Genomic DNA, 18,917 nt, shown 5'->3' with positions numbered 1-18,917 from the left:
CACGGGGTGGGGCGCCTCCTGGCCCGCAGGCTGATTCCCGCAGCACCGGGTGCAGCCGACACGCCGCGGGAGAAGGTCACCGACGCAGCGCACACCCCGCCGGGGCAGCTGAAAGGGTCCGCCCCGCTCCCCGACTGGTGGTCAGTCCCGGCCGGTGGCGGTATCGGAACTGGTCGCGATCCGGCCGGGCTGTGCGGGGTCGGGGGGTTCGCTCACCGTGACCTGGGCTGGGCGCAGGAGGTGTTGTCCGACGCGGTAGCCGGGTCGGAGCACGGTGGTGCACGTGGGCTGGTCGACCTCGTCGGACCGCTGGTAGGAGATCGCTTCGTGGCGGGTGGGGTCGAAGGGTTCTCCCGGAGTGCCGACTTCCTGGAGGCCGAGCGTGGCGAGCTGGGTTTCCAGCGCGCCGGCGACGGCTTGCAGGCCGGGGTCGGTGGCGCCGTGCTCGCGGGCCTGGTTGATCGCGTCCAGGACGGGCAGCAGCCCGCTCAGGACGTTGACGACCGCAATTTCCCGGATCGCGAGGCGGTCACGCTGGACCCGCTTGCGGTAGTTGTCGTAATCCGCCTTCAGGCGCTGCAAGTCGGCAGTGCGTTCGGCGAGCAGGCTCTGTTCGGTGGTGGTGCTGACGGCGGCGGGGGCGCCGCCGGGCGTTCCGGGTCCGCCGCCGCTCTCGCTGGGGGTGTGCTTGGGGATGCCGCTGTCTGCTGCTCTGAGTTCGAGAGTGACCGGGTCGATGCGTCGTTTGTCCCTGATCACGATCGGGGGTGGCTGCTTTCGCGGTCCGTTGGAAGACTTCGGTGGGTTCATCGCGCGTCTCCCTTGGGGGTCCCGTCGTCGACGATCTCCGCGTCGACGACTTCCTCATCAGTGCCGGACGACCCGGCGTCCGATGCCGGACCACCACCGTCCGCGGCAGCTCCTTGGGCCTCGTAGAGGGCGGTGCCGATCTTCTGCGCGACGGTGCCGGCGTGCTCCGTCGCCGCGCGGATGGCGGCGGTGTCCTGGCCCTTCAGCTTCTCCTTGAGGTCTCCGATCGCGGTCTCGGTCTCGGTCTTGAGGTCGGCCGGGATCTTGGACTCGTTGTCCCGCAGCAGCCTCTCGGTCTGGTAGACGAGCTGTTCGGCGCTGTTGCGGGTCTCGGCCTCCTCCTTGCGGCGGCGGTCCTCCTCGGCGTGCTGCTCGGCCTCGCGGACCATGCGGTCGATGTCCTGGCGGGGCAGCGAGGAGCCGCCGGTGACGGTCATCTTCTGCTCCTTGCCCGTGCCGAGGTCCTTGGCCGTGACGTGCATGATGCCGTTTGCGTCGATGTCGAAGGAGACCTCGATCTGCGGGACGCCACGCGGGGCCGGGGGCAGGCCGGTCAGCTCGAACATGCCGAGCTTCTTGTTGTACGCCGCGATCTCGCGCTCGCCCTGGTAGACCTGGATCTGCACGGACGGCTGGTTGTCCTCGGCCGTCGTGAAGATCTCGGACCGCTTGGTCGGGATCGTGGTGTTGCGCTCGATGAGCTTGGTCATGATGCCGCCCTTGGTCTCGATACCGAGGGACAGCGGGGTCACGTCGAGGAGCAGGACGTCCTTGACCTCACCCTTGAGCACACCGGCCTGGAGGGTGGCGCCGATGGCGACGACCTCGTCCGGGTTGACGCCCTTGTGCGGATCCTTGCCCGTCAGCTCCCTGACCAGCTCCGTCACCGCCGGCATGCGCGTCGATCCACCGACCAGGATGACGTGGTCGATGTCCGAGACCTTGATCTTCGCGTCCTTGACCGCGTTGTGGAACGGCGCCTTGCAGCGCTCCAGGAGATCGGCGGTCAGCTGCTCGAACTGCGAGCGCGTGAGCTTCTCGTCCAGGTGCAGCGGGCCCTCGGCGGACGCCGTGATGTAGGGCAGGTTGATCGTCGTCTGTGTCGCGGCGGAGAGCTCGATCTTCGCCTTCTCCGCGGCCTCCCGCAGACGCTGGAGCGCCATCTTGTCCTTGGACAGGTCGACGCCGTAGGCGTTCCGGAACTGCTTCACCAGGTGATCGACGATCTTCTGGTCCCAGTCGTCGCCGCCGAGGTGCGTGTCACCGTTGGTGGACTTGACCTCCACCAGCCCCTCGCCGATCTCCAAGAGCGACACGTCGAAGGTGCCGCCGCCCAGGTCGAAGACGAGGATCGTCTGGTCGTTCTCCTTGTCCAGCCCGTAGGCCAACGCGGCGGAGGTCGGCTCGTTGATGATCCGCAGCACCTTCAGCCCTGCGATCTCCCCCGCCTCCTTCGTCGCGGTGCGCTGGGAATCGTTGAAGTACGCCGGCACAGTGATCACGGCGTCCGTGACGTCCTCGCCGAGATACGCCTCCGCGTCCCGCTTGAGTTTCTGCAGGACGCGTGCCGAGATCTCCTGCGCCGTGTACCGCTTTCCGTCGATGTCGCCGGCATCGGGGAAACGCCAGTCCGCCTCGCCGATGTGACGCTTGACCGACCGCGCGGTGCGGTCGACGTTCGTCACGGCCTGCCGCTTGGCGATCTCTCCGACCAGGACGTCTCCGCCCTTGCCGAAGGCCACCACGGAAGGGGTGGTCCTGTTTCCTTCGGTGTTGGTGATGACCGTGGGCTCCCCGCCCTCCAGAACTGCGACGACGGAGTTGGTCGTGCCCAGATCGATCCCGACTGCGCGTGCCATCGTCCGCTCCTCTCAGATCAATGAACTCTTCGACTGCTGACTTCGCCGTCCGGGCCGAGCAGGGCCGCCGCAGTACCGGTCTGGTGCAGGAGGCGTCGTACCAGGGGTGAGGTGACGCCCACCAGGCGCAGAACGGTGCCCCGTTCTGCCGCCCGGCGGCGGGCTTCGAGCAGGACGCCGAGTCCGAAGCAGTCGCAGAACTCGACTCCGCTGAAGTCGACCTCCACCACACGTGCACCGTCGGACAACGCCGCATCCAGGGCTACTCGCAGCTGTGGCGCGCTCAGGACGTCGACTTCTCCCCACAGGGAGACCTTGAGGCGCCCGTCGGCGCGCTGTTGGACCGCGGTCGCGAGAGGCGGTGTCTCGGCCATGACCGCAACCTCGCTTTCGTCCCGGCTGACGTCGGCGACTGCGGGGGGAGGATGGGGGCGGCCCAGGGGCTGCCGGTCATACTTCGCATCGAAGTCGTGCCTGCACGTCAGGCGTTGATCTCCTTGCGTGAGCCGTCGGCGGCCCTGATCTCGATCTTCCGAGGCTTCGCCTCCTCTGCGACCGGAATGCTCAGCCGCAGCACGCCGCCCTCGTAGGAGGCCTCGATGCGTTCGGTGTCCAGCCTCTCGCCGAGGAACAGCCGGCGGCTGAAGGCGCCGGAGGGGCGCTCCGCGATCAACACGTCGCTGTTGTCTCCGGAGGCGGTGGTCCGCCGCTCCGCCGTGATGTTGAGGACGTTCTGTTCGACAGCCAGGTCGATGGACTCGTGGTCGACGCCAGGCAGGTCCAGCTCGACGACGAGGGCATCACCTTCGCGGAAGGCGTCCATCGGCATGGCCGCCGGCCGGGCCGTGCTTCCCAGAACCTGCTGGGTCAGCCGGTCCAGGTCACGGAAAGGATCGGTCCGCATGAGCATCGTCGTTCACTCCTCTCCAGCCTCGTCACAGATGCACGTGGCGACACCACCTATATAGCGCGCGGCAATAAACTTGACAAGAGTCGACTCAAGATAGCCGTGTGGTGCGCGGTGTCGGCTCGGATGTCCGCTTGAGAGATCACGATGCGGGTGGCAGGCGCACGGCAAGGACGGCGATGCCGTCACCGCTGTGGCCGGCGAGGTCGGTCAGGAGCTCATCGAGGGAGGGGGGAACGTCTCGCGGACCAGCGCGGCGCCATGCATGCCGGCGCAGCCGCTCAAGGCCTGTGTCGAGGTGCTCGCGGGGGGATAGGCCATTGGTGTAAGGCGTGACGGTCGAGCCCCCGGGGAGGCTCTCCTGGCCGCCGGGGGCGTGCTGTGCGCGGTTCGACGCCCGACAGCACCCTGTGGCCGCCGGGCAAGGTTCGCCCTCGGCGCCTGCCCTGCGGCCCGGCTCCGCAACCCCCTTCGAGCCGACGAACATGCCCGCCCTGTGTGCACTCGGCCGCCCGATCGGGTCGGGGGTCACGCGCCGCGCTGGTCGCGGGTGTCCTGGCGGAGCTGGTCGGCGTGTCGGGTCAAGGCGTCGCTGCGTTCGGCGAGGTCGGCGTCCTCGGGCCGTAGATGAGGCCGGGCATGGGCCGGCGGCGGCGAGGGCCGCATTCAGATCGGCGACGGCATCCCGGGCGCCTGCCGGGAGGCCGGCGAGGGAGGCGACCCGGCCGGCGAGCCGGCGCAGACGGGCCGCGTTCGCGGGCCCGGGCGGTCACGGTGCGGTCGGCCGCGCGCGAATCGGGGGTGGCCTGGACGCGGTGCTCGTCGGTGCTTCCGGCGGTGCCGGGGCGCAGCCGCAGGCAGCGCCGTTCGGCGGCTTGACGGCTGGCCACCCCGAGCGGGCCCGCGAGGTCGGCCCAGCTCTCGCCCCCTGGCCCATCTCGCCCCCTGGCCGCGGGCGGTCTCGATCAGGACGCTCTCCCAGCGGCGAGCTGCTCGCAAACCTCGCGCAGTACCAGCAGAGCGGCCAGAGCCGGGTGCGGGCCCTCGGTCGGCGTGGGCGCCGCTGTGGAACCCGAGGTCGGCTGCTGCGCGCCCGTCACGGCCTGGCCGATGGTCTCCAGTGCCGCGGCGGCAGGGAAGGAGACCCGGGCGGTGGGTGGGGCGGCTGGAGGCGGCTGTTGCCCCACCGGGGGTCCCGGGGGGCCGCGCCCGACGGTTTCGGACCGAGCAGCTCGGGCAGACGCCGACTGCGTTCGGTGGTGGTGCGAGAGCCGCCGAAAGGGCTACACGGATCGAAGGCGGTGGCCATGGACGTGGACGCGAGTGCCGCCCCGGCTACGGACAGCGGTCAGGGGTACGACGCGACTCCCTACCTGCCTTCGCGCGGTGGACTGGAGGCTCTGCGCCGGGCGGCGGCCGACTGCCACGGGTGCCCGTTGTTCCGGGACGCCACGCAGACGGTCTTCGGCAAGGGCCCGGCGCGTGCCCGGCTGATGCTGGTCGGGGAGCAGCCCGGAGACCAGGAGGACGTGAAGGGAGAGCCGTTCGTGGGCCCCGCGGGGCAGCTGCTGCGCCGGGCGCTCGACGAGGCGGGTCTGGGTGCCGAGGACGCGTACTTCACGAACGTGGTCAAGCACTTCAAATTCACACCGGCCCCACGGGGCAAGCGTCGGATCCACAAGGCTCCGAGCCTGCGTGAGATGACGGCGTGCAAGCCGTGGCTCACGGAGGAACTGAAACGGGTCGCCCCCGAGGTGCTGGTGGTGCTGGGAGGGACGGCGGGAAAGGCACTGCTCGGGTCCTCGTTCCGGGTCGGCGAGCGGCGTGGTGTCCTGCTGCCGATGCCGGACCCCATCGGCGAGGAGGCCGGTTCCCCCGCCGGACAGCTGTTGGCGACGGTCCACCCCTCCGCCGTCCTGCGGGCCGACGACCGGGAGTCGGCCTTCGCGGGTTTGGTGGCCGACCTGTCCGTGGCCGCCACCGTGCTGGAGTAGGCGCGGGGGTGTGCGCACCGGGTGTGAGACGGACGCCGTGGCGACCCCGCCACAGCCGGCGCCGTCGTACCGCGGTCTCGCCGTATGAGCGGTGGTGACGGCCTCCCCGGACCGGCTATGTGACGCCCAAGGGGCGCCTGCGCGTCCCGCACACGGCCGCTGGACACCCCGATGCCCGCCACGCTCAGCTCGCGACGGTGGCTCGACGCGGACTGCGCCGAGGCGCTGGCGGCGCAAGACCGCGGTGACTTCACCGTGGACGGTGGGCTGCTCGCCCTGCGCGCAGGCCGAACTTCGCGCTCCTCCAGCAGCGCCCGGCCAACGGGTGGGCTCCGGAGCCCTGCTGTTGGGCTGAACGAGCACGGCCGACAGCCCTTCGCCGGAAAGGTCGGCACGGCCGCGAGTCCGCGAACGACCCGGGGCAATCGGCCGGTGAGCGCGCATCCGGCGCCTTCGTACGGGCAGGGGCGTATCGGCGCCCGCAGCACGGGCAGGCGCATCATGGGGCGCGAAACGGGAGGTGGCCGACGTGAACTCCGTTCGCAAGTGGCCGGCCCGGCTGCTGGACGTGTGGCGGACCGGCAGGCGCGTGCGGCGCCCGCCAGGTGGCGTCACGACGGCTCGGAAGCCTCGGAAGCCCAGTGGGCCCGCAGCGATCTGCGGCTGCGGCGCTCGCTTTCGGCCGTCTTAGCGGCCGGAGGCGCCCTCTTCGTGTTCCTGGCCTCCGGATCCACTGTCCACACGCCCTCGCCCGGCACCCTCTACGCGCTGCTCGCGGCTTTCTGCTTCCTGCTCGCCGCCGTGGCTCTCGCAGACCTTTACGTGATCAAGCGCCGCACCCCACGAATTCGGTAGACCGCTCTTCTCCGGCCCGTGTACGGCCGGGCCGGTCGGGCAGGCGCCCTTACGGCCACTGACAAGTCATCCGAGACACAAGGAGGTATCACCATGACCACCGCCCGGGAGATCATGACAGCGGATGCCACCTGCATCGGCGCACAGGAGACGATGCTGGAGGCGGCGAAGAAGATGGCCTCGCTCGGAGTCGGCGCGCTGCCGATCTGCGGGGACGACCAGAAGCTCAAGGGGATGCTCACCGACCGGGACATCGTCGTGAAGGTCCTCGCCGCGGGCAAGGACCCCGCGCAGGTGAAGGCCGGTGAACTGGCTCAGGGAGAAGCGGTCACGATCGGCGCCGACGACGAGGCCGAGGAGATCCTGCGGACCATGAGCGAGCACCAGGTCCGCCGTCTCCCGGTCATCGACGGCCACACCCTCGTCGGGATCGTCGCCCAGGCCGATGTCGCCCGCTCGCTGTCCGATCCGCAGGTCGGCGACCTCCTCGAAGCCCTTTCCGCCTGACGGGGGGTAGCGCAGCAGCCGGCTGCCGCCGAGCGGGAACCCGTCGGCGGCAGCCGGCGTGCGTCCGGCCGCGGCAGTGCTCGGGCCTCAGCCGGTCAGGGCGACGGGTCTCGGGCAGGCCATCTGGTCCGTCTGCCGGGCCGTGAGTGGAGGGCGCGGTGCTCACCGTCGCCGCCGCGGCGGCCCGGGCCGGCGCGGCGGCCGGAGGGGCCGCCGGGTCGCGCAGGGGAGATGCGGTACCTGACGCCCCCGCCCACGCGGAGAGCCGTGTGATGGCCTGGAGGCGGGTGGAGCGGCGGTGCGGCGTCCGCGCCGGCGGCCCCACCCGGCTGACTCCTCTCGCCAAGGCGGCGCAGCGGACCCGCGGCCGGCGAAAGGGACACCTCCTGTGGGCCGTCAGTGGCCCAGGGCGCTCTTGAGCTGCTGCTTGGTCATCGTCGAGCGGCCCTCGATGCCCCGCCTCTTGGCCTCCTGGTAGAGGTCGTCCTTGGTACGTTCGGCGGAGCCGCCGCTGCCGCGGGACTTCTCACCGCCCCGCTGCGAGGCGGACTTGCCCTGAGTGGAGCTGCGGCTCGCCGTCTCGCTCTCCCCCGAGCGTGCGCGTTCCTTGTTCACCGTGCGGGAAGCCATCTCCTTCGCACGGCCCTCCGACATACCGCGCTTCTCACCCGACTCCTTGATGTGCTCGTACTGGCGCTCGCGCTTGGGGCTTGATCCTCTGGGCACGACGGAACCCTTCATCGACGACGTGGTGTCACGGTCATGGTGCGGCTGCCACGGTCGCGCCGCACCTCGCGCGGGCCGAGCGGGCGTACCCCCCTGCGCAGGCCGGCACGCTGTTCGTCATGCTGTCCGACGGCCATGGTTCCCTGGAGGTGTGAGCCGTACCGGGCGCCTGCTCACGGCTCGCTACAGCCGGCGTCGTCCCTCGCCTGCTCAGCCCCCGGCCCCGGAACCCGGTGCCGCCATGCCGCGGTGGACCTCTGCCTTGACGCTGTCGGGCAGGACGCGATTGGCCAACGGAACCGGGCCCTGCCGCGTGCCGCACCGCCGCCGGGGGGCTGCGCCCGCCGCGACCGCGGGGCGTACGCCCGCACGGGCGACGGCCCGGCCGCGTGTGCCTGAGCGGATCGCAACCGCCTGCGCCCGCCCCAGCGAATGTCGCCGACCGGCTCGTACGCCGTTCGGCGCGACCACCGGCGAGGGGATCGCCACGGAGCTGCGGAACGACGCCCGTTCATCGGCCGCGGCTCACCGGCTACAGGCTCGTGAGGACCTGGGGCGCGAGATCCTTGATCATGGCGTTGGCCCAGCGCATCTGCCGCAGCGTCCGAGGGTGGCAGAAGGAGGCCAGGTCCGTCAGACGGTCATCCCTCGCCGCCTGTCCGGCCTGGGCGAGCATCTCCCAGTACACGGAGTTGCCCGCCGCGCCGAGATACAGCTCCCGGAGGTCGCGGAGCAGGATCAGGCCGGGTTCCGGCCGGTGGCCGAGGGCCTCGGCGGGCTCCTCACGGAGCGCCGACACGAGGCCGGTGGGAGGCCCCTCATGGGGGCCGCCCAGATCCAGGCCGTAGGCGCGGCCCGTTTCCGCCAAGCGTCGGCAGTGATCGTTCGACCACAGGAGGAGGTCCTTCGCCACGTGGTGGACCTCGTGCTCGGTGCGGTGGCGGTCCGCCACGGTGGACAGTTCCTTCACCAGGCTGCGCTCCCCGTGGTGCAGGGCGCGGAGCGTGAGGGTGGTTCCGTTCACCGTGTGCCTCCCGACGAGGTGCCGAGGTCCGGGTCCGGGGCTTCGAGGACGCGGGCTGCGGGCCCGCCCTCGGTGGCGGGGACGCTGCCGGCCGTCGCGGGCGCGGAAGCGGTCGTGGTGGGTGCGGGGGAGGGCCGGCCGGAGCCCTTCTCCACCAGGGTGAGCGCGGCGGCAGCGGTCTTGAACAGGGGTTGTTTGGAGGCGGGATCCCAGTCCGTGATGGTGGTCTCGTTGGCGGCGCGGCCGGGCACGGCGCCGTCCGGGCCCGACCCGGCCGGTGTGTCCCAGTAGCCGTAGTGGAAGGGAACGAACAGCAGGCCCGGCCGGATGTCGGTGATGCGCAGGCGCCCTCTCAGGGAGCCGCGAGGGCTGGTGACCTCGACGAGGTCGCCTTCGCCGAGCCCTTGGGCGGCCGCGTCGGATGTGGAGATCTCCACCCATACGTCGGGCGCCGCAGCGTTCAGTTGCGGTGCGCGGCCGGTCTTGGTGCGGGTGTGGAAGTGGTAGAGGGTGCGGCCGGTCGTCAGCTGGAACGGGTGGCCGCTGTCGGGCGCCTCGTGTGGCGGCAGGTACTCGGCGGCCTTGAGTACGGCCTTGCCCTCGGGGTTGAGCGAGCGGTACTCGACGACCGACACCGGTGCACCGGTGGCAAGGTCCTTGCCGTAGGACTCGCACACGTCGGGGTGGGCCCAGGCGATGCCGTCGCCGTAGAGCCGGTTCGTGCCCTCGGGAGCACGCTCGTTGCACGGCCACTGGATTCCGCTGCCGCCGCGCAGCTTGGAGTAGGAGAGGCCGGTGTAGTCGCACGGGCGGCCGGCACTGCAGCGTTTCCACGCCTCGAAGGCGGACTCCGCATCGTGCCAGGCGACGAGCGGGCCGCCGTCCTTGTCGCGGAAGTCCATGCGCCGGGCGTAGTCGAGGAAGATGTCGAGGTCCGGTTTGGCCCCGCCGGGCGGCTCGACGGCCTTGTCGGACAGGTGGACGGTGCGGTCGGCGTTGGTGAAGGTCCCGGTCTTCTCGCCCCAGGTCGCCGCGGGCAGCACCACGTCGGCGAGCTGTGCGGTCTCGGTGAGGAACAGGTCCTGGACGACCACGAACAGCCGGTCCTGGGACAGGATGGATCGGATGCGTGACAACTCGGGCAGGGATACGGCCGGGTTGGTTCCGCTGACCCAGAGCATGCGGAGGGAGCCCTGCTCGGCGTAGCGGAACATCTGCATGGCATGAGTGGGCGGGCCGTAGTGCGGGATCGTTGCGGGTTCGACGTTCCACACCTTCGCCAGGTCGGCGACGTGCTCGTCGTTCTCCCAGTTGCGGAAGCCGGGCAGGTCGCCGTTGGCGCCGCACTCGCGGGTGTTCTGGGCGGTGGGCTGCCCGTTCATCTGCAGCACGCCGGCGCCCGGCCGGCCGAGCATGCCCCGGATGAGGTGCAGGTTGTTGACCTGGACGGCTGCGGCGGTGGCCTGGTGGGACTGGTAGACGCCCTGGAGAACGGTCGACGTGAGGCTGTCGGCGGTGCCGAGCAGCTCAGCCGCCTCCTGGATCTGTGAGGCGGGGACGTCGCAGATGTCGGCAGCCCATCGGGGAGTGCAGCCCGCGACCTGCTCGGCCAGCTCGTCGAAGCCCACCGTATGGGCCGCGATGTAGGCGTGGTCGATGCGCCCGGAACGGATGACCTCGTGCAGAAGGGCGTTGAACAGGGCCACGTTCGTGCCGACGCGCGGGGCGAGGTGCACGGCGGCCCGGCGGGCCACCCGGGTCGGGCGGGGGTCCACGCATACCAGGCGGGGCGGGTCGGCGCCGTCCAGCCGGTCGAGGACGCGCATCCACTGGACGGGCTGCGTCTCGGCGATGTTGTGCCCGAACAGGGCGATGACGTCGGCGTGGTCGAAGTCGTCGTAACTGCCGGGCTGTCCGTCGCAGCCGAAGGACTCCTTGAGCGCCTGGGCCGCCGTCGAGGTGCACAGGCGCGTGTTGCCGTCCAGGTGGTTGGTGCCGATGCCGGCCCGGGCGACGACGGCGAGGGTGTAGTACTCCTCCAGGAAGAGCTGGCCGGTGGTGTAGAAGCCGATCGAGCCGGGCCCGCGCTCGGCGAGGAGCTCGCGGGAGCGGGAGACGACCAGGTCCATCGCCGTGTCCCAGTCCGACTCGACCAGGCGCCCGCCGCGGCGTACGAGCGGCCGGGTGAGGCGGTCCGGCGAGGCGTTGGCCTGCCATCCGAACGCGTCCTTCGGACCGAGCCGACCGCGGTTGACCCGGTCCACCACCCGGCCGCGGACGCCGACCACGGCTCCGTCCTTGACGGCGATGTCCATGGCGTCACCGTCGGAGTGGAGGATCGACGCGGTCTGTACCCACCGGTCGACCTCCTCCGGCGCCACCCCCTCGGCCACGTGCACATCGAGGCGCACGGGCCAGTTCTGATGCCGGTCGTAGGGGGTACGGCTACCCCACGGCTCCGCGATCCGGTCGACTTCCTTGCCCATGTCTTCCTCCTGCCACTGCCGCCCACGCGCTGCTACGCCGGTTGCACCCGGTACCCGAAGCCCCCTTCCCCTGGTGTCCGCCGCCGCCGTCCGGCCCCCGAGCCGCGCGAGGCGGAGAACGCGTAGGCGGGTGCCGTCTCGGCGGGCCGGGCGGGCCGCACAGCGGTCGAACTGCTCCGAACTGCTCCGTGGTGATCGCTTGGATCCCGTCGGGCTGGGACATCTGGCAGGCGGCGTTGTTGACGAGGCGGTCGACGCGCCCGAATCCGTGCACGGCAGGTCGATCAGGGCCGTGCGCTGCTCCTCCTCACGGATGCCACGGGCGACCGGTACCGCCCTGCGGCCCGCCGCGCGGATCAGGCGCACCGTCTCGGCTGCCTCGTCCGCCTCCTCGGGGGGAGGCGGTGAAGACGACGTCCGCGCCTTCGCGGGCGAACGCCACGCAGACGGCCCTGCCGATCCCGGAATCGTCCTGAGGCATGGGTTCTCCGTCCTCGCCCTTCTCGGGCGGACCAGGCGTGACGTCAAGGTCATGGTGCGCGTACCCGCATCCGCGCGCATCTCGCTCGGGCGGCCGGGGCACCGCCGGCGTGCCGGGAAATCGTGCTCTCCGGGGACGTACCGCCGGAGGGTCGCCCCTGGCGCCACGCGGTCATCGCCGCGCACCGGCAGGGTGCGGCGAGGAGGGTGCGGGTGGGCTGGAAGACGGCCCGGCAGCAGGCTCGGGAGGTTCGAGCAGTCCCACGGGCCGGGCCGCCCCGGATGGGGGAGACTGGAACCGGCAGACGATCTGGCCTCGCTGGTACCAGAGCCCCCCACTTCCCGGGCTCTGGTCCGATCTGGCGGCGGGGCGGGACGAGAGGTGGCGGCGCCCATGCCCCGCACAGCGCTCATCGTGATCGACATGCTCAACACCTACGAACACGAGGACGCCGAGGCCTTGGTCCCGTCCGTCCGTGAGGCGCTCCGCGGGATCACGACGCTGCTGAAGAACGCCCGGGCCAGCGACTCGCCCGTCATCTACGTGAACGACAACTTCGGGGAGTGGCGCTCGCACCACGGGGAGATCCTGCGGGCGGCCCTTGACGGCCGGCACAGCGACCTGGTGGAACCGGTCGCGCCCGACGAGAACTCGCTCTTCGTCGTCAAGGCGCGTCACTCGATCTTCTTCGAAACCCCCCTGACCTACCTGTTGGGCCAACTCGGGACGGAGCGCCTGGTCCTGTGCGGGCAGGTGACGGAACAGTGCGTCATGTACTCGGCACTGGATGCCCACATCCGTCACTTCGACGTCGTCGTGGCGGCCGACGCGGTCGCCCACATCGACGCCGACCTGGCCGAAGCGGCCTTGCGGATGATGCGTTGCAACATGTCCGCGGACATCTGCGCGGTGGACGACATCACCTTCGATTCCCTGCACGCGCGGTGAAGCAGGCTCCGCCGGTGCGGCCACAGCCCTGACCGGCGGCGATCCGGGTCACTCAGCCGGCGGAGCCCGAATCCCCCACGCGGTTCGTATGCGATACCGCCGCAGGGGTCCGATCGCGCGCGCCGAGTCGGGCCGGCATGTTCCCGACAGGCGTCCGGCTGGACAGAGGACCGCCGCCATGACCGAGTCGCATGAACACTCGGTGCCGGGGAAGACGCCGCGTACGCCGCTCGTGGCGCGTACGGACCGGCCGTGCAGATCGGCCAGAACGGCAGGTGGACCATGACACCGACCGCATCGAGGCTGAGCCGTACGGGCGCCGCCGACGACGGCGAGGACCGGACGGCTGCTCCATGGAGGGACTTCGGCAAGGTTTTGGAGCAGATGGCGGATCTCCTGGACAGGGGTCACGCAGACAGGGGGGCGGGAGCCCGCGCGCCGGTCTCCGGACGCGACCCGTTCGGGGCAGCCGACGACCATGAGCGACGCCGATAGCGCGGTGGACCCCGCAGGGGCGGGCGGCGGCCGGTCGAGTGGTCTGCGGGGAGAGGGCGGCTTCGAGGGCGTGAGCGGGGCATACGTAGGGAGCCGAAGGGTCCTACGTGAGGAGAAATCGTAGTGAAGCCGGCCCTCATGTACGAGCGGGACCGCCCATGAGAGCGGCGATGACCAGGGCCGCTCGCGCCGCCCTGTGTGCCGGTGCCGTCGGCTCGCTGCTCGCCGGATGCGGAGCATCCGCGGGGCGGGTGGACGGGGCACGGGCCGCCGGTGAACGGTTCGAGCGAGCTCTCGCGTCCGGCCACCACGAGGCGGCCTGCCGGCTGGTGGCCCCCGACACATTGGCGCAGTTGGAGCAGGACGACGGAAAGGCGTGCGCCGAGGCGCTGGGGGCGGAGCAGCTGCCGACGGCGGGGGCGGTCCGCCAGACCGAGGTGTACGGACGTCAAGCCCAGCTGAGCTTCGAGGGCGACACGTTGTTCCTGTCGCAGTTCAGCGGTGGATGGAAGGTCGTGGCGGCCGGCTGCACCCCGCAGGGGGAGCAGCCCTACCAGTGCGTGCTGAAGGGCGGCTGAGGATGCGCTTCCTGTTCGTGACGTGTCTGGTCGTGGTGGTGGGCGGGCTCGCCTACTTCACCGCGATCGGAGCGATGCACCGGTGAGCGACGACGCGCACGAGATGCCGCGACGGGGCGGTTCTGGCGGGACGACACCGCGGCGGCCCGCGCCGCCGGGGCCGTCACCGTCTGGGACCACTGCCACTCGGCCGGGGCACGCACCTGACGCAGCCGGACCTCCGGAGCCGCACCCTGCGGAACTGGCGGTCCGAGCTGCTGGCGGTGGCCGCCATGGACATCCTGTCCGTCTACCCGCGCGCTAGAGGGGCCAACCCGAGTCCAAGCCCGTGGGCGCCGCCCCCACGCCGACGGGCGTCGAGGGCCGAGGCATCCGGCCCGCGCCGGCTCCGGCACCCACAGCGCGGAACCGGATACGGAGAGCGACCGCTTAAGGGCCGCTCGGACGGGCAGGCGCCGCATATGTCGATCGCCCGGGTTCCGGGCCGGCCGCCCTCGGCCGAAGTGGTACAGGAGTGTAGTGATGGTGTACGTGCCCAGGTGCTCTACGGAGAGTGAGGTCTCCACGAGGTGGCGCCCCCGTGGTGCCAAGCAGGCGGTGGGTGCTTCATGTGTGGTGTGAGCGGGGAGATGCGTTTCGACGGCTGCAGACCGGACCTCGCTGCAGTCGAACGGATGACCGATGTTCTGGAGCCGCGAGGACCGGACGGCCGGGGGGCGTGGTCGCAGGGGGCGGTGGCGCTGGGGCATCGGCGCCTGAAGATCATCGATCTTTCGGAATGCGGCGCACAGCCCATGACCGACACGCACCTGGGTCTCACCGCGGTCTTCAACGGTTGCATCTACAACTACCGCGAGCTGCGTGAGCGCCTGGAAGGGCTCGGACACCGCTTCTTCTCGCGCTCCGACACCGAGGTGGTCCTCAAGGCGTACGCCGAGTGGGGCTGGGAATGCGTCCACTCCCTCGTCGGGATGTTCGCCTTCGCCGTGGTCGAGCACCACACCGGCCGGGTGGTGCTGGGCCGCGACCGGTTGGGCATCAAGCCCCTGTACGTCACCCAGGACAGCGACCGGCTCCGCTTCGCGTCCTCCCTGCCCGCCCTGCTGGCGGGCGGGGGACTCGACACGTCCCTGGACCCGGTGGCGCTGCACCAGTACCTGAGCTGGCACGGCACGGTCCCGGCGCCCCGTACCGTACTGGCCGGAGTGCGGAAGATCCCGCCGGCCACCGTCCGCACCGTCGAGCGGGACGGTACGCACCGTGACCACTGCTATTGGCAACCGTCCTACACCCGGCACTCCGAGCTCGGCGAGGACCCGGCGCTCTGGCAGGAGGCGGTGCACGACGCGCTGCGCACCGCGGTTCGGCGGCGCACGGTCGCGGACGTACCCGTGGGCGTGCTCCTGTCGGGCGGGCTGGACTCCAGCCTGATCGTGGCACTGCTCGCCGAGGCCGGGCAGGAGGACCTCGCGACCTTCGCCATGGGTTTCGAGGAGGAGAACGGGGAGGACGGAGACGAGTTCCGGTATTCGGACCTGATCGCGCGACGGTTCTCGACCGACCACCATCAGTTCCTGATCCCCTCCGATCGGCTTCCGTCGGCGCTGGACGCCGCGATCGGCGCCATGAGCGAGCCGATGATCAGCCACGACGCCGTCGCGTTCCACATGCTGTCGGAACAGGTCTCCAAGGAGGTCAAGGTCGTGCTGTGCGGCCAGGGCGCCGACGAGGTCTTCGCCGGCTACCACTGGTACCCGCGCATCGCCGCGGCCACCCGGCCGGACGCGGACGAGGCGTACGCGGACTCGTACTTCGACCGGACGCACACCGATCTCACCGCCATGCTGCACCCCGACCTCACCGCCGACCACGACGCCTCCATGGAGTTCGTCCGGGCGCACATGGCCGCGCCGGGGGCCGCGACCGCTCTCGACGCGGCGCTCCGTATGGACGTCCACGCCCTCATGCCGGACGACCCGGTCAAGCGGGTCGACAACATGACGATGGCCTGGGGCCTGGAGGCGAGAGTGCCCTTCCTGGACCACGAGCTCGTCGAACTGGCCGCGTCCTGCCCGCCGCAGCTCAAGCTCGCGCAGGGCGGCAAAGCCGTTCTGAAGGACATCGGACGCAAGATCCTGCCCCCCGAAGTCGTCGACCGCCCGAAGGGCTACTTCCCGGTGCCGGCGGTCCGGCACATGGCGCCGCCCGTGCTCGCCCGCGTTCGCGACGCCCTCACGGCCCCGGACGCACGCCGACGCGGCATCTTCGACCAACGCCTTGTCCACGAGCTGCTCGCGGCACCCAACCGCCATCGCACCAAACGCGGGGCCAACACCCTGTGGCAGGTCGCGTCATTGGAAATCTGGCTGCAAAACCACGGCATCAAGTGAGCGGTCGACACCAGAAGCGAACGCGGAACCCCGGGAGAGGCGGCCCATGCCCCTGGAACACACGAAACCCCCGAGGCACGAGCACGAAACCCCCGGCAAAGCGCCCGGCCCGCCCGTCAGCGGAGCGCACCGAGCGGGCCCGCTGCCGGATCCGGCGCCTGCGCCCGCGCCCGCGCCGGTGCGGGTGCCCGGCCATCGCGGCATCGACCCCCCGACCCTCCTCGTCGCCCACGGATGCTGGTACCCGTCGGCCGATCCGACGGGCGAGCACGTGGCGTTCATCTGCGACCGGGCCGGCGTCCCCCAACTGTGGAGCGGGCCCGCCCGGGGGAGTGAGGTGCACGTGCTGGACGGCGACCCGGACCCGGTGACCGAAGTCTCCTGGTCGCCGGACGGGCGCTGGATCGCCTACACCTCGGCGCCCGGGGGCGGGGAGCACACCCGGGTCCTGGTGGTGCGCCCGGACGGCACCGGACGTCGGGTTCTCGCGGGTGCGGAGCCGGGGAGTTCGGCCCACCTCGGGTGCTGGACGCGCGACGGCACCGCCCTTGCCGTCACGGTCGCACAGCCCTCCCCGACGGGCTCGGAGCACGCAGGGCCGGGGCACCTGCCGCCGGACGCGGAGGGGCCGGCGGCGGACGGAAGGGCTCCGGGACCGGCATGGTCCGAACGCGACGGCCCGGCCACGCTCCTCGACGTCGGAGCCGCACGACGACCGGCCGGGCGGTACCCCGCGCCGTCCGTGCGCGCAGCGACAGGTCCTGCGCCGAGCGGTGCGCCGACCGCTGACCTCGGCCCGGCGCGCAGCGGCGGACTGGCCGCCTACCTGGTCGACCCGGACGGGGCCAACGACCCGGTTCGGCTGTTCAGCGAGGAGGGGGCCGCCTCCCTGCGCGTGTGCGACATGAGCGCGGACGGCCGCTACGCGCTCGTCCGCCGCGGCCCGCGCGGCCGGCGCGAGGCCCTCGTACTCGACACCGACTCGGGCCGCACCACCTTCGCGCTGCGCGCCGCCGACGGCGACCCCTGGATCGGCCGGTTCTCCGCCGACGCGCGGACACTGTGGCTGCGCAGCGACGCGGAGCGGGAGTTCGCCGCCCTCCTGCGGGTACCGCTGGACGGGCAGGGCGCGTCGCGAGGGCTGTCCGTCGCCGCCGAGCGGGAGGAGTCCGCCCTCGATCTGCTGAGCGTGCCCGACCACGGCCGGTGGGCCGTCCTCGCCTGGAACGCGCAGGGCGCGAGCGAGCTGGAAAGCGTGGGGCTGGCCGTCGACCGTACGGACGGCGGCATCGGACCGCGCCACCAACCGGTCCTGCCGCACGAGGTGGTGACCCGCATCGCGCCCTTGGAGCGCGGCGGATTGTTCGCCGCCCTGTCGGGATCCCGGCGCAGGCCCGGCATCTGGGAAGTGGACGAGGCCCTCGTCCCCGCGCGCACCGGCTGGTCGGCGCGGGACGAGGACGCGGTCCCGCCCGGGCGGCCGCCCGTACGGCCGGTGCCCTTGCGCTGCGAGGCCCGGGACGGGCTCGTACTCGGTGGCTGGTACTACCGTGCGCCGGAGCAGGACCCGGGCCGGCCGGCGCCGTGCGTGATCCACCTCCACGGCGGACCGGAGGAACAGGAACGGCCCGTGTTCAGCCCGCTGTACCACGAGCTCCTCGGCAGGGGCCTGGACGTGTTCGCCCCCGACGTCCGGGGCTCGTCCGGCCGCGGACGGTCCTTCGTGGACGCCGACCTCGGCGCCGGCCGGTTCGCGGCGATCGAAGACGTCGCCGACTGCGCCGCCCATGTGGTTTCGATCGGGTACGCAGACCCCCTGAGGCTCGGGGTGATGGGCCGCTCGTACGGCGGCTACCTCACCATGGCCTCTCTCGTATGGCATCCGGACCTCTTCCGCGCCGGCGTCGCGGTCTGCGGGATGTCGGACTTCGCGACCTTCTTCGCCGGTACGGAGCCGTGGATCGCGCAGTCCGCAGCAGTCAAGTACGGGCACCCCCAACATGACCGCGAACTGCTCCGCGCCCTGTCCCCGATGAGCCGAATCGATCAGCTGCGCGCACCCGTACTGGCCGTCCACGGAGAGCACGACACCAACGTGCCGCCGACGGAGTCGGAGCAGTTCGTCCGGGCGGCACGCGCGCGCGGCGTGCCGGCGCGGCAGCTGACGTTGCGCAACGAGGGCCACGAATTCCTGCGGGCGGACAACCGGCGTCTCTACCGGCGCTCTGCCGCGGACTGGCTGGAGCAGCACCTCGGTACCGCCCCGTGAGGAAACGCGCGGGTATCGACGGGCGGCCGCTCCCCATGATCGCGCGACGCCGACGCCCGGAGCGAGCCCCGTCCTCGAACGGAGGGGGCTCACTGCACGGGGCTGGTAGGCGATCAGCGGGCGCGGGGCGTCGCCGCCCGAAAGGCACGCGCGGGTTCAGCCGCGGCGCGTCTTCTTGGAGTCGCCTTCCGGGTTGATACCGGTGTACGCCGATGCGTCCTTGCCGCCGCTGGGGCGTTGGGAACGCCCGCGCGAGCCCATGTCGTGGTGGCCCTTCTGGCCGCTTCCCTTGGCCTGGTCCTCCCCGCGCCGGCTGCTGCTCTTGACCGGAACGCCCTCATCGACCTTTCCGGATGAGCCGGAGGTCTTGGCTTTCGACTCGGGGGCGTGTTCATCGGGGTGGAACGAACGCTTCGCGCTCGGGTTGTCCTGCTTGTGGGTCGCATCGACATCGGGAGACCAGCCGTGCTGCTCCGTTCCCTGGTGTCTGCTGGGCCCCTCGCCATGCGGTACATGCGACTTCGGACCGGTCGACATGAGCCCGCCCTCCTTTCCGCCCTCCCCTCGAACAGTTCTCCTGCACGCTGC

General features: G+C 71.4%; 16 protein-coding genes and 1 pseudogene. 8 read left to right on the top strand and 9 right to left on the bottom strand.

Annotated features, from left to right (window positions below; all coding sequences use genetic code 11):
• Positions 1–141 precede the first annotated feature (141 nt).
• From grpE to ACIBAD_RS16415, 4 genes are all read right to left on the bottom strand, one after another.
• The gene (grpE, locus tag ACIBAD_RS16430) at positions 142–759 is read right to left on the bottom strand and encodes a nucleotide exchange factor GrpE (protein ID WP_398907294.1); all 618 of its coding nucleotides are present in this window, start codon (positions 757–759) and stop codon (positions 142–144) included.
• A 47-nt stretch (positions 760–806) separates the two neighbouring features.
• Positions 807–2,669: a molecular chaperone DnaK gene (gene dnaK, locus ACIBAD_RS16425; RefSeq protein WP_398907292.1), complete on the bottom strand. Its 1,863-nt coding sequence runs from the start codon at positions 2,667–2,669 to the stop codon at positions 807–809.
• 17 nt (positions 2,670–2,686) lie between these two features.
• Positions 2,687–3,043, bottom strand: coding sequence for an STAS domain-containing protein (locus tag ACIBAD_RS16420; protein WP_134069463.1), 357 nt, complete (start codon positions 3,041–3,043; stop codon positions 2,687–2,689).
• A 107-nt stretch (positions 3,044–3,150) separates the two neighbouring features.
• Positions 3,151–3,579: an Hsp20/alpha crystallin family protein gene (locus ACIBAD_RS16415; RefSeq protein WP_398907289.1), complete on the bottom strand. Its 429-nt coding sequence runs from the start codon at positions 3,577–3,579 to the stop codon at positions 3,151–3,153.
• Between the two features lie 1,304 nt (positions 3,580–4,883).
• On the opposite strand from ACIBAD_RS16415, the gene ACIBAD_RS16410 reads away from it, so the two are divergent.
• The 3 genes from ACIBAD_RS16410 (at position 4,884) to ACIBAD_RS16400 (ending at position 6,932) form a co-directional block, all read left to right on the top strand.
• Entirely contained in the window at positions 4,884–5,570 is a 687-nt protein-coding gene (locus ACIBAD_RS16410; RefSeq protein WP_398907287.1) for a UdgX family uracil-DNA binding protein, read from the top strand.
• 570 nt (positions 5,571–6,140) lie between these two features.
• Positions 6,141–6,425 (top strand): hypothetical protein, encoded by a 285-nt coding sequence (locus ACIBAD_RS16405; RefSeq protein WP_398907285.1) that lies wholly within the window; start codon positions 6,141–6,143, stop codon positions 6,423–6,425.
• Between the two features lie 93 nt (positions 6,426–6,518).
• Positions 6,519–6,932, top strand: a complete 414-nt coding sequence (locus ACIBAD_RS16400; protein ID WP_134069457.1) for a CBS domain-containing protein — start codon at positions 6,519–6,521, stop codon at positions 6,930–6,932.
• A 396-nt stretch (positions 6,933–7,328) separates the two neighbouring features.
• Here the strand turns inward: ACIBAD_RS16400 and ACIBAD_RS16395 are convergent, their stop codons facing one another.
• From ACIBAD_RS16395 to ACIBAD_RS16380, 4 genes and pseudogenes are all read right to left on the bottom strand, one after another.
• Complete coding sequence (locus ACIBAD_RS16395; protein WP_134069455.1) at positions 7,329–7,658, bottom strand: plasmid stabilization protein; 330 nt, start codon at positions 7,656–7,658, stop codon at positions 7,329–7,331.
• A 532-nt stretch (positions 7,659–8,190) separates the two neighbouring features.
• A complete protein-coding gene (locus ACIBAD_RS16390; RefSeq protein WP_398907283.1) occupies positions 8,191–8,682 on the bottom strand; it encodes a hypothetical protein in 492 nt (163 codons plus the stop codon).
• Entirely contained in the window at positions 8,679–11,168 is a 2,490-nt protein-coding gene (locus tag ACIBAD_RS16385; protein WP_134069451.1) for a nitrate reductase, read from the bottom strand. Before ACIBAD_RS16385 ends, ACIBAD_RS16390 begins: the two co-directional genes overlap by 4 nt.
• A gap of 169 nt (positions 11,169–11,337) precedes the next feature.
• Positions 11,338–11,649, bottom strand: a pseudogene (locus tag ACIBAD_RS16380) (SDR family NAD(P)-dependent oxidoreductase); the annotation flags it as partial.
• A 393-nt stretch (positions 11,650–12,042) separates the two neighbouring features.
• Here ACIBAD_RS16380 and ACIBAD_RS16375 point away from each other — a divergent pair.
• The 5 genes from ACIBAD_RS16375 to ACIBAD_RS16355 all read left to right on the top strand — a co-directional run bounded on the left by ACIBAD_RS16375 (position 12,043) and on the right by ACIBAD_RS16355 (position 18,329).
• A complete protein-coding gene (locus ACIBAD_RS16375) occupies positions 12,043–12,597 on the top strand; it encodes an isochorismatase family cysteine hydrolase (RefSeq protein ID WP_134069449.1) in 555 nt (184 codons plus the stop codon).
• A gap of 665 nt (positions 12,598–13,262) precedes the next feature.
• Positions 13,263–13,670: a hypothetical protein gene (locus ACIBAD_RS16370; protein ID WP_398907280.1), complete on the top strand. Its 408-nt coding sequence runs from the start codon at positions 13,263–13,265 to the stop codon at positions 13,668–13,670.
• 122 nt (positions 13,671–13,792) lie between these two features.
• Positions 13,793–14,227 carry a DUF6766 family protein gene (locus ACIBAD_RS16365; RefSeq protein WP_398907369.1) on the top strand — a complete coding sequence of 145 codons (435 nt, stop codon included), beginning with the start codon at positions 13,793–13,795 and terminating at the stop codon, positions 14,225–14,227.
• Between the two features lie 51 nt (positions 14,228–14,278).
• On the top strand, positions 14,279–16,060 hold the full coding sequence (locus tag ACIBAD_RS16360; RefSeq protein WP_134069447.1) for an N-acetylglutaminylglutamine amidotransferase: 1,782 nt from the start codon (positions 14,279–14,281) through the stop codon (positions 16,058–16,060).
• Positions 16,061–16,106: 46 nt separating this feature from the next.
• Positions 16,107–18,329: a prolyl oligopeptidase family serine peptidase gene (locus ACIBAD_RS16355; RefSeq protein ID WP_398907278.1), complete on the top strand. Its 2,223-nt coding sequence runs from the start codon at positions 16,107–16,109 to the stop codon at positions 18,327–18,329.
• A 156-nt stretch (positions 18,330–18,485) separates the two neighbouring features.
• Here the strand turns inward: ACIBAD_RS16355 and ACIBAD_RS16350 are convergent, their stop codons facing one another.
• Positions 18,486–18,866 (bottom strand): hypothetical protein, encoded by a 381-nt coding sequence (locus ACIBAD_RS16350; protein ID WP_134069445.1) that lies wholly within the window; start codon positions 18,864–18,866, stop codon positions 18,486–18,488.
• Positions 18,867–18,917: the final 51 nt, after the last annotated feature.

The organism is Streptomyces sp. NPDC051109, from assembly GCF_044455885.1.
Lineage (GTDB): Bacteria > Actinomycetota > Actinomycetes > Streptomycetales > Streptomycetaceae > Streptomyces.
This window is presented reverse-complemented; position numbering and strand designations above follow the sequence as displayed.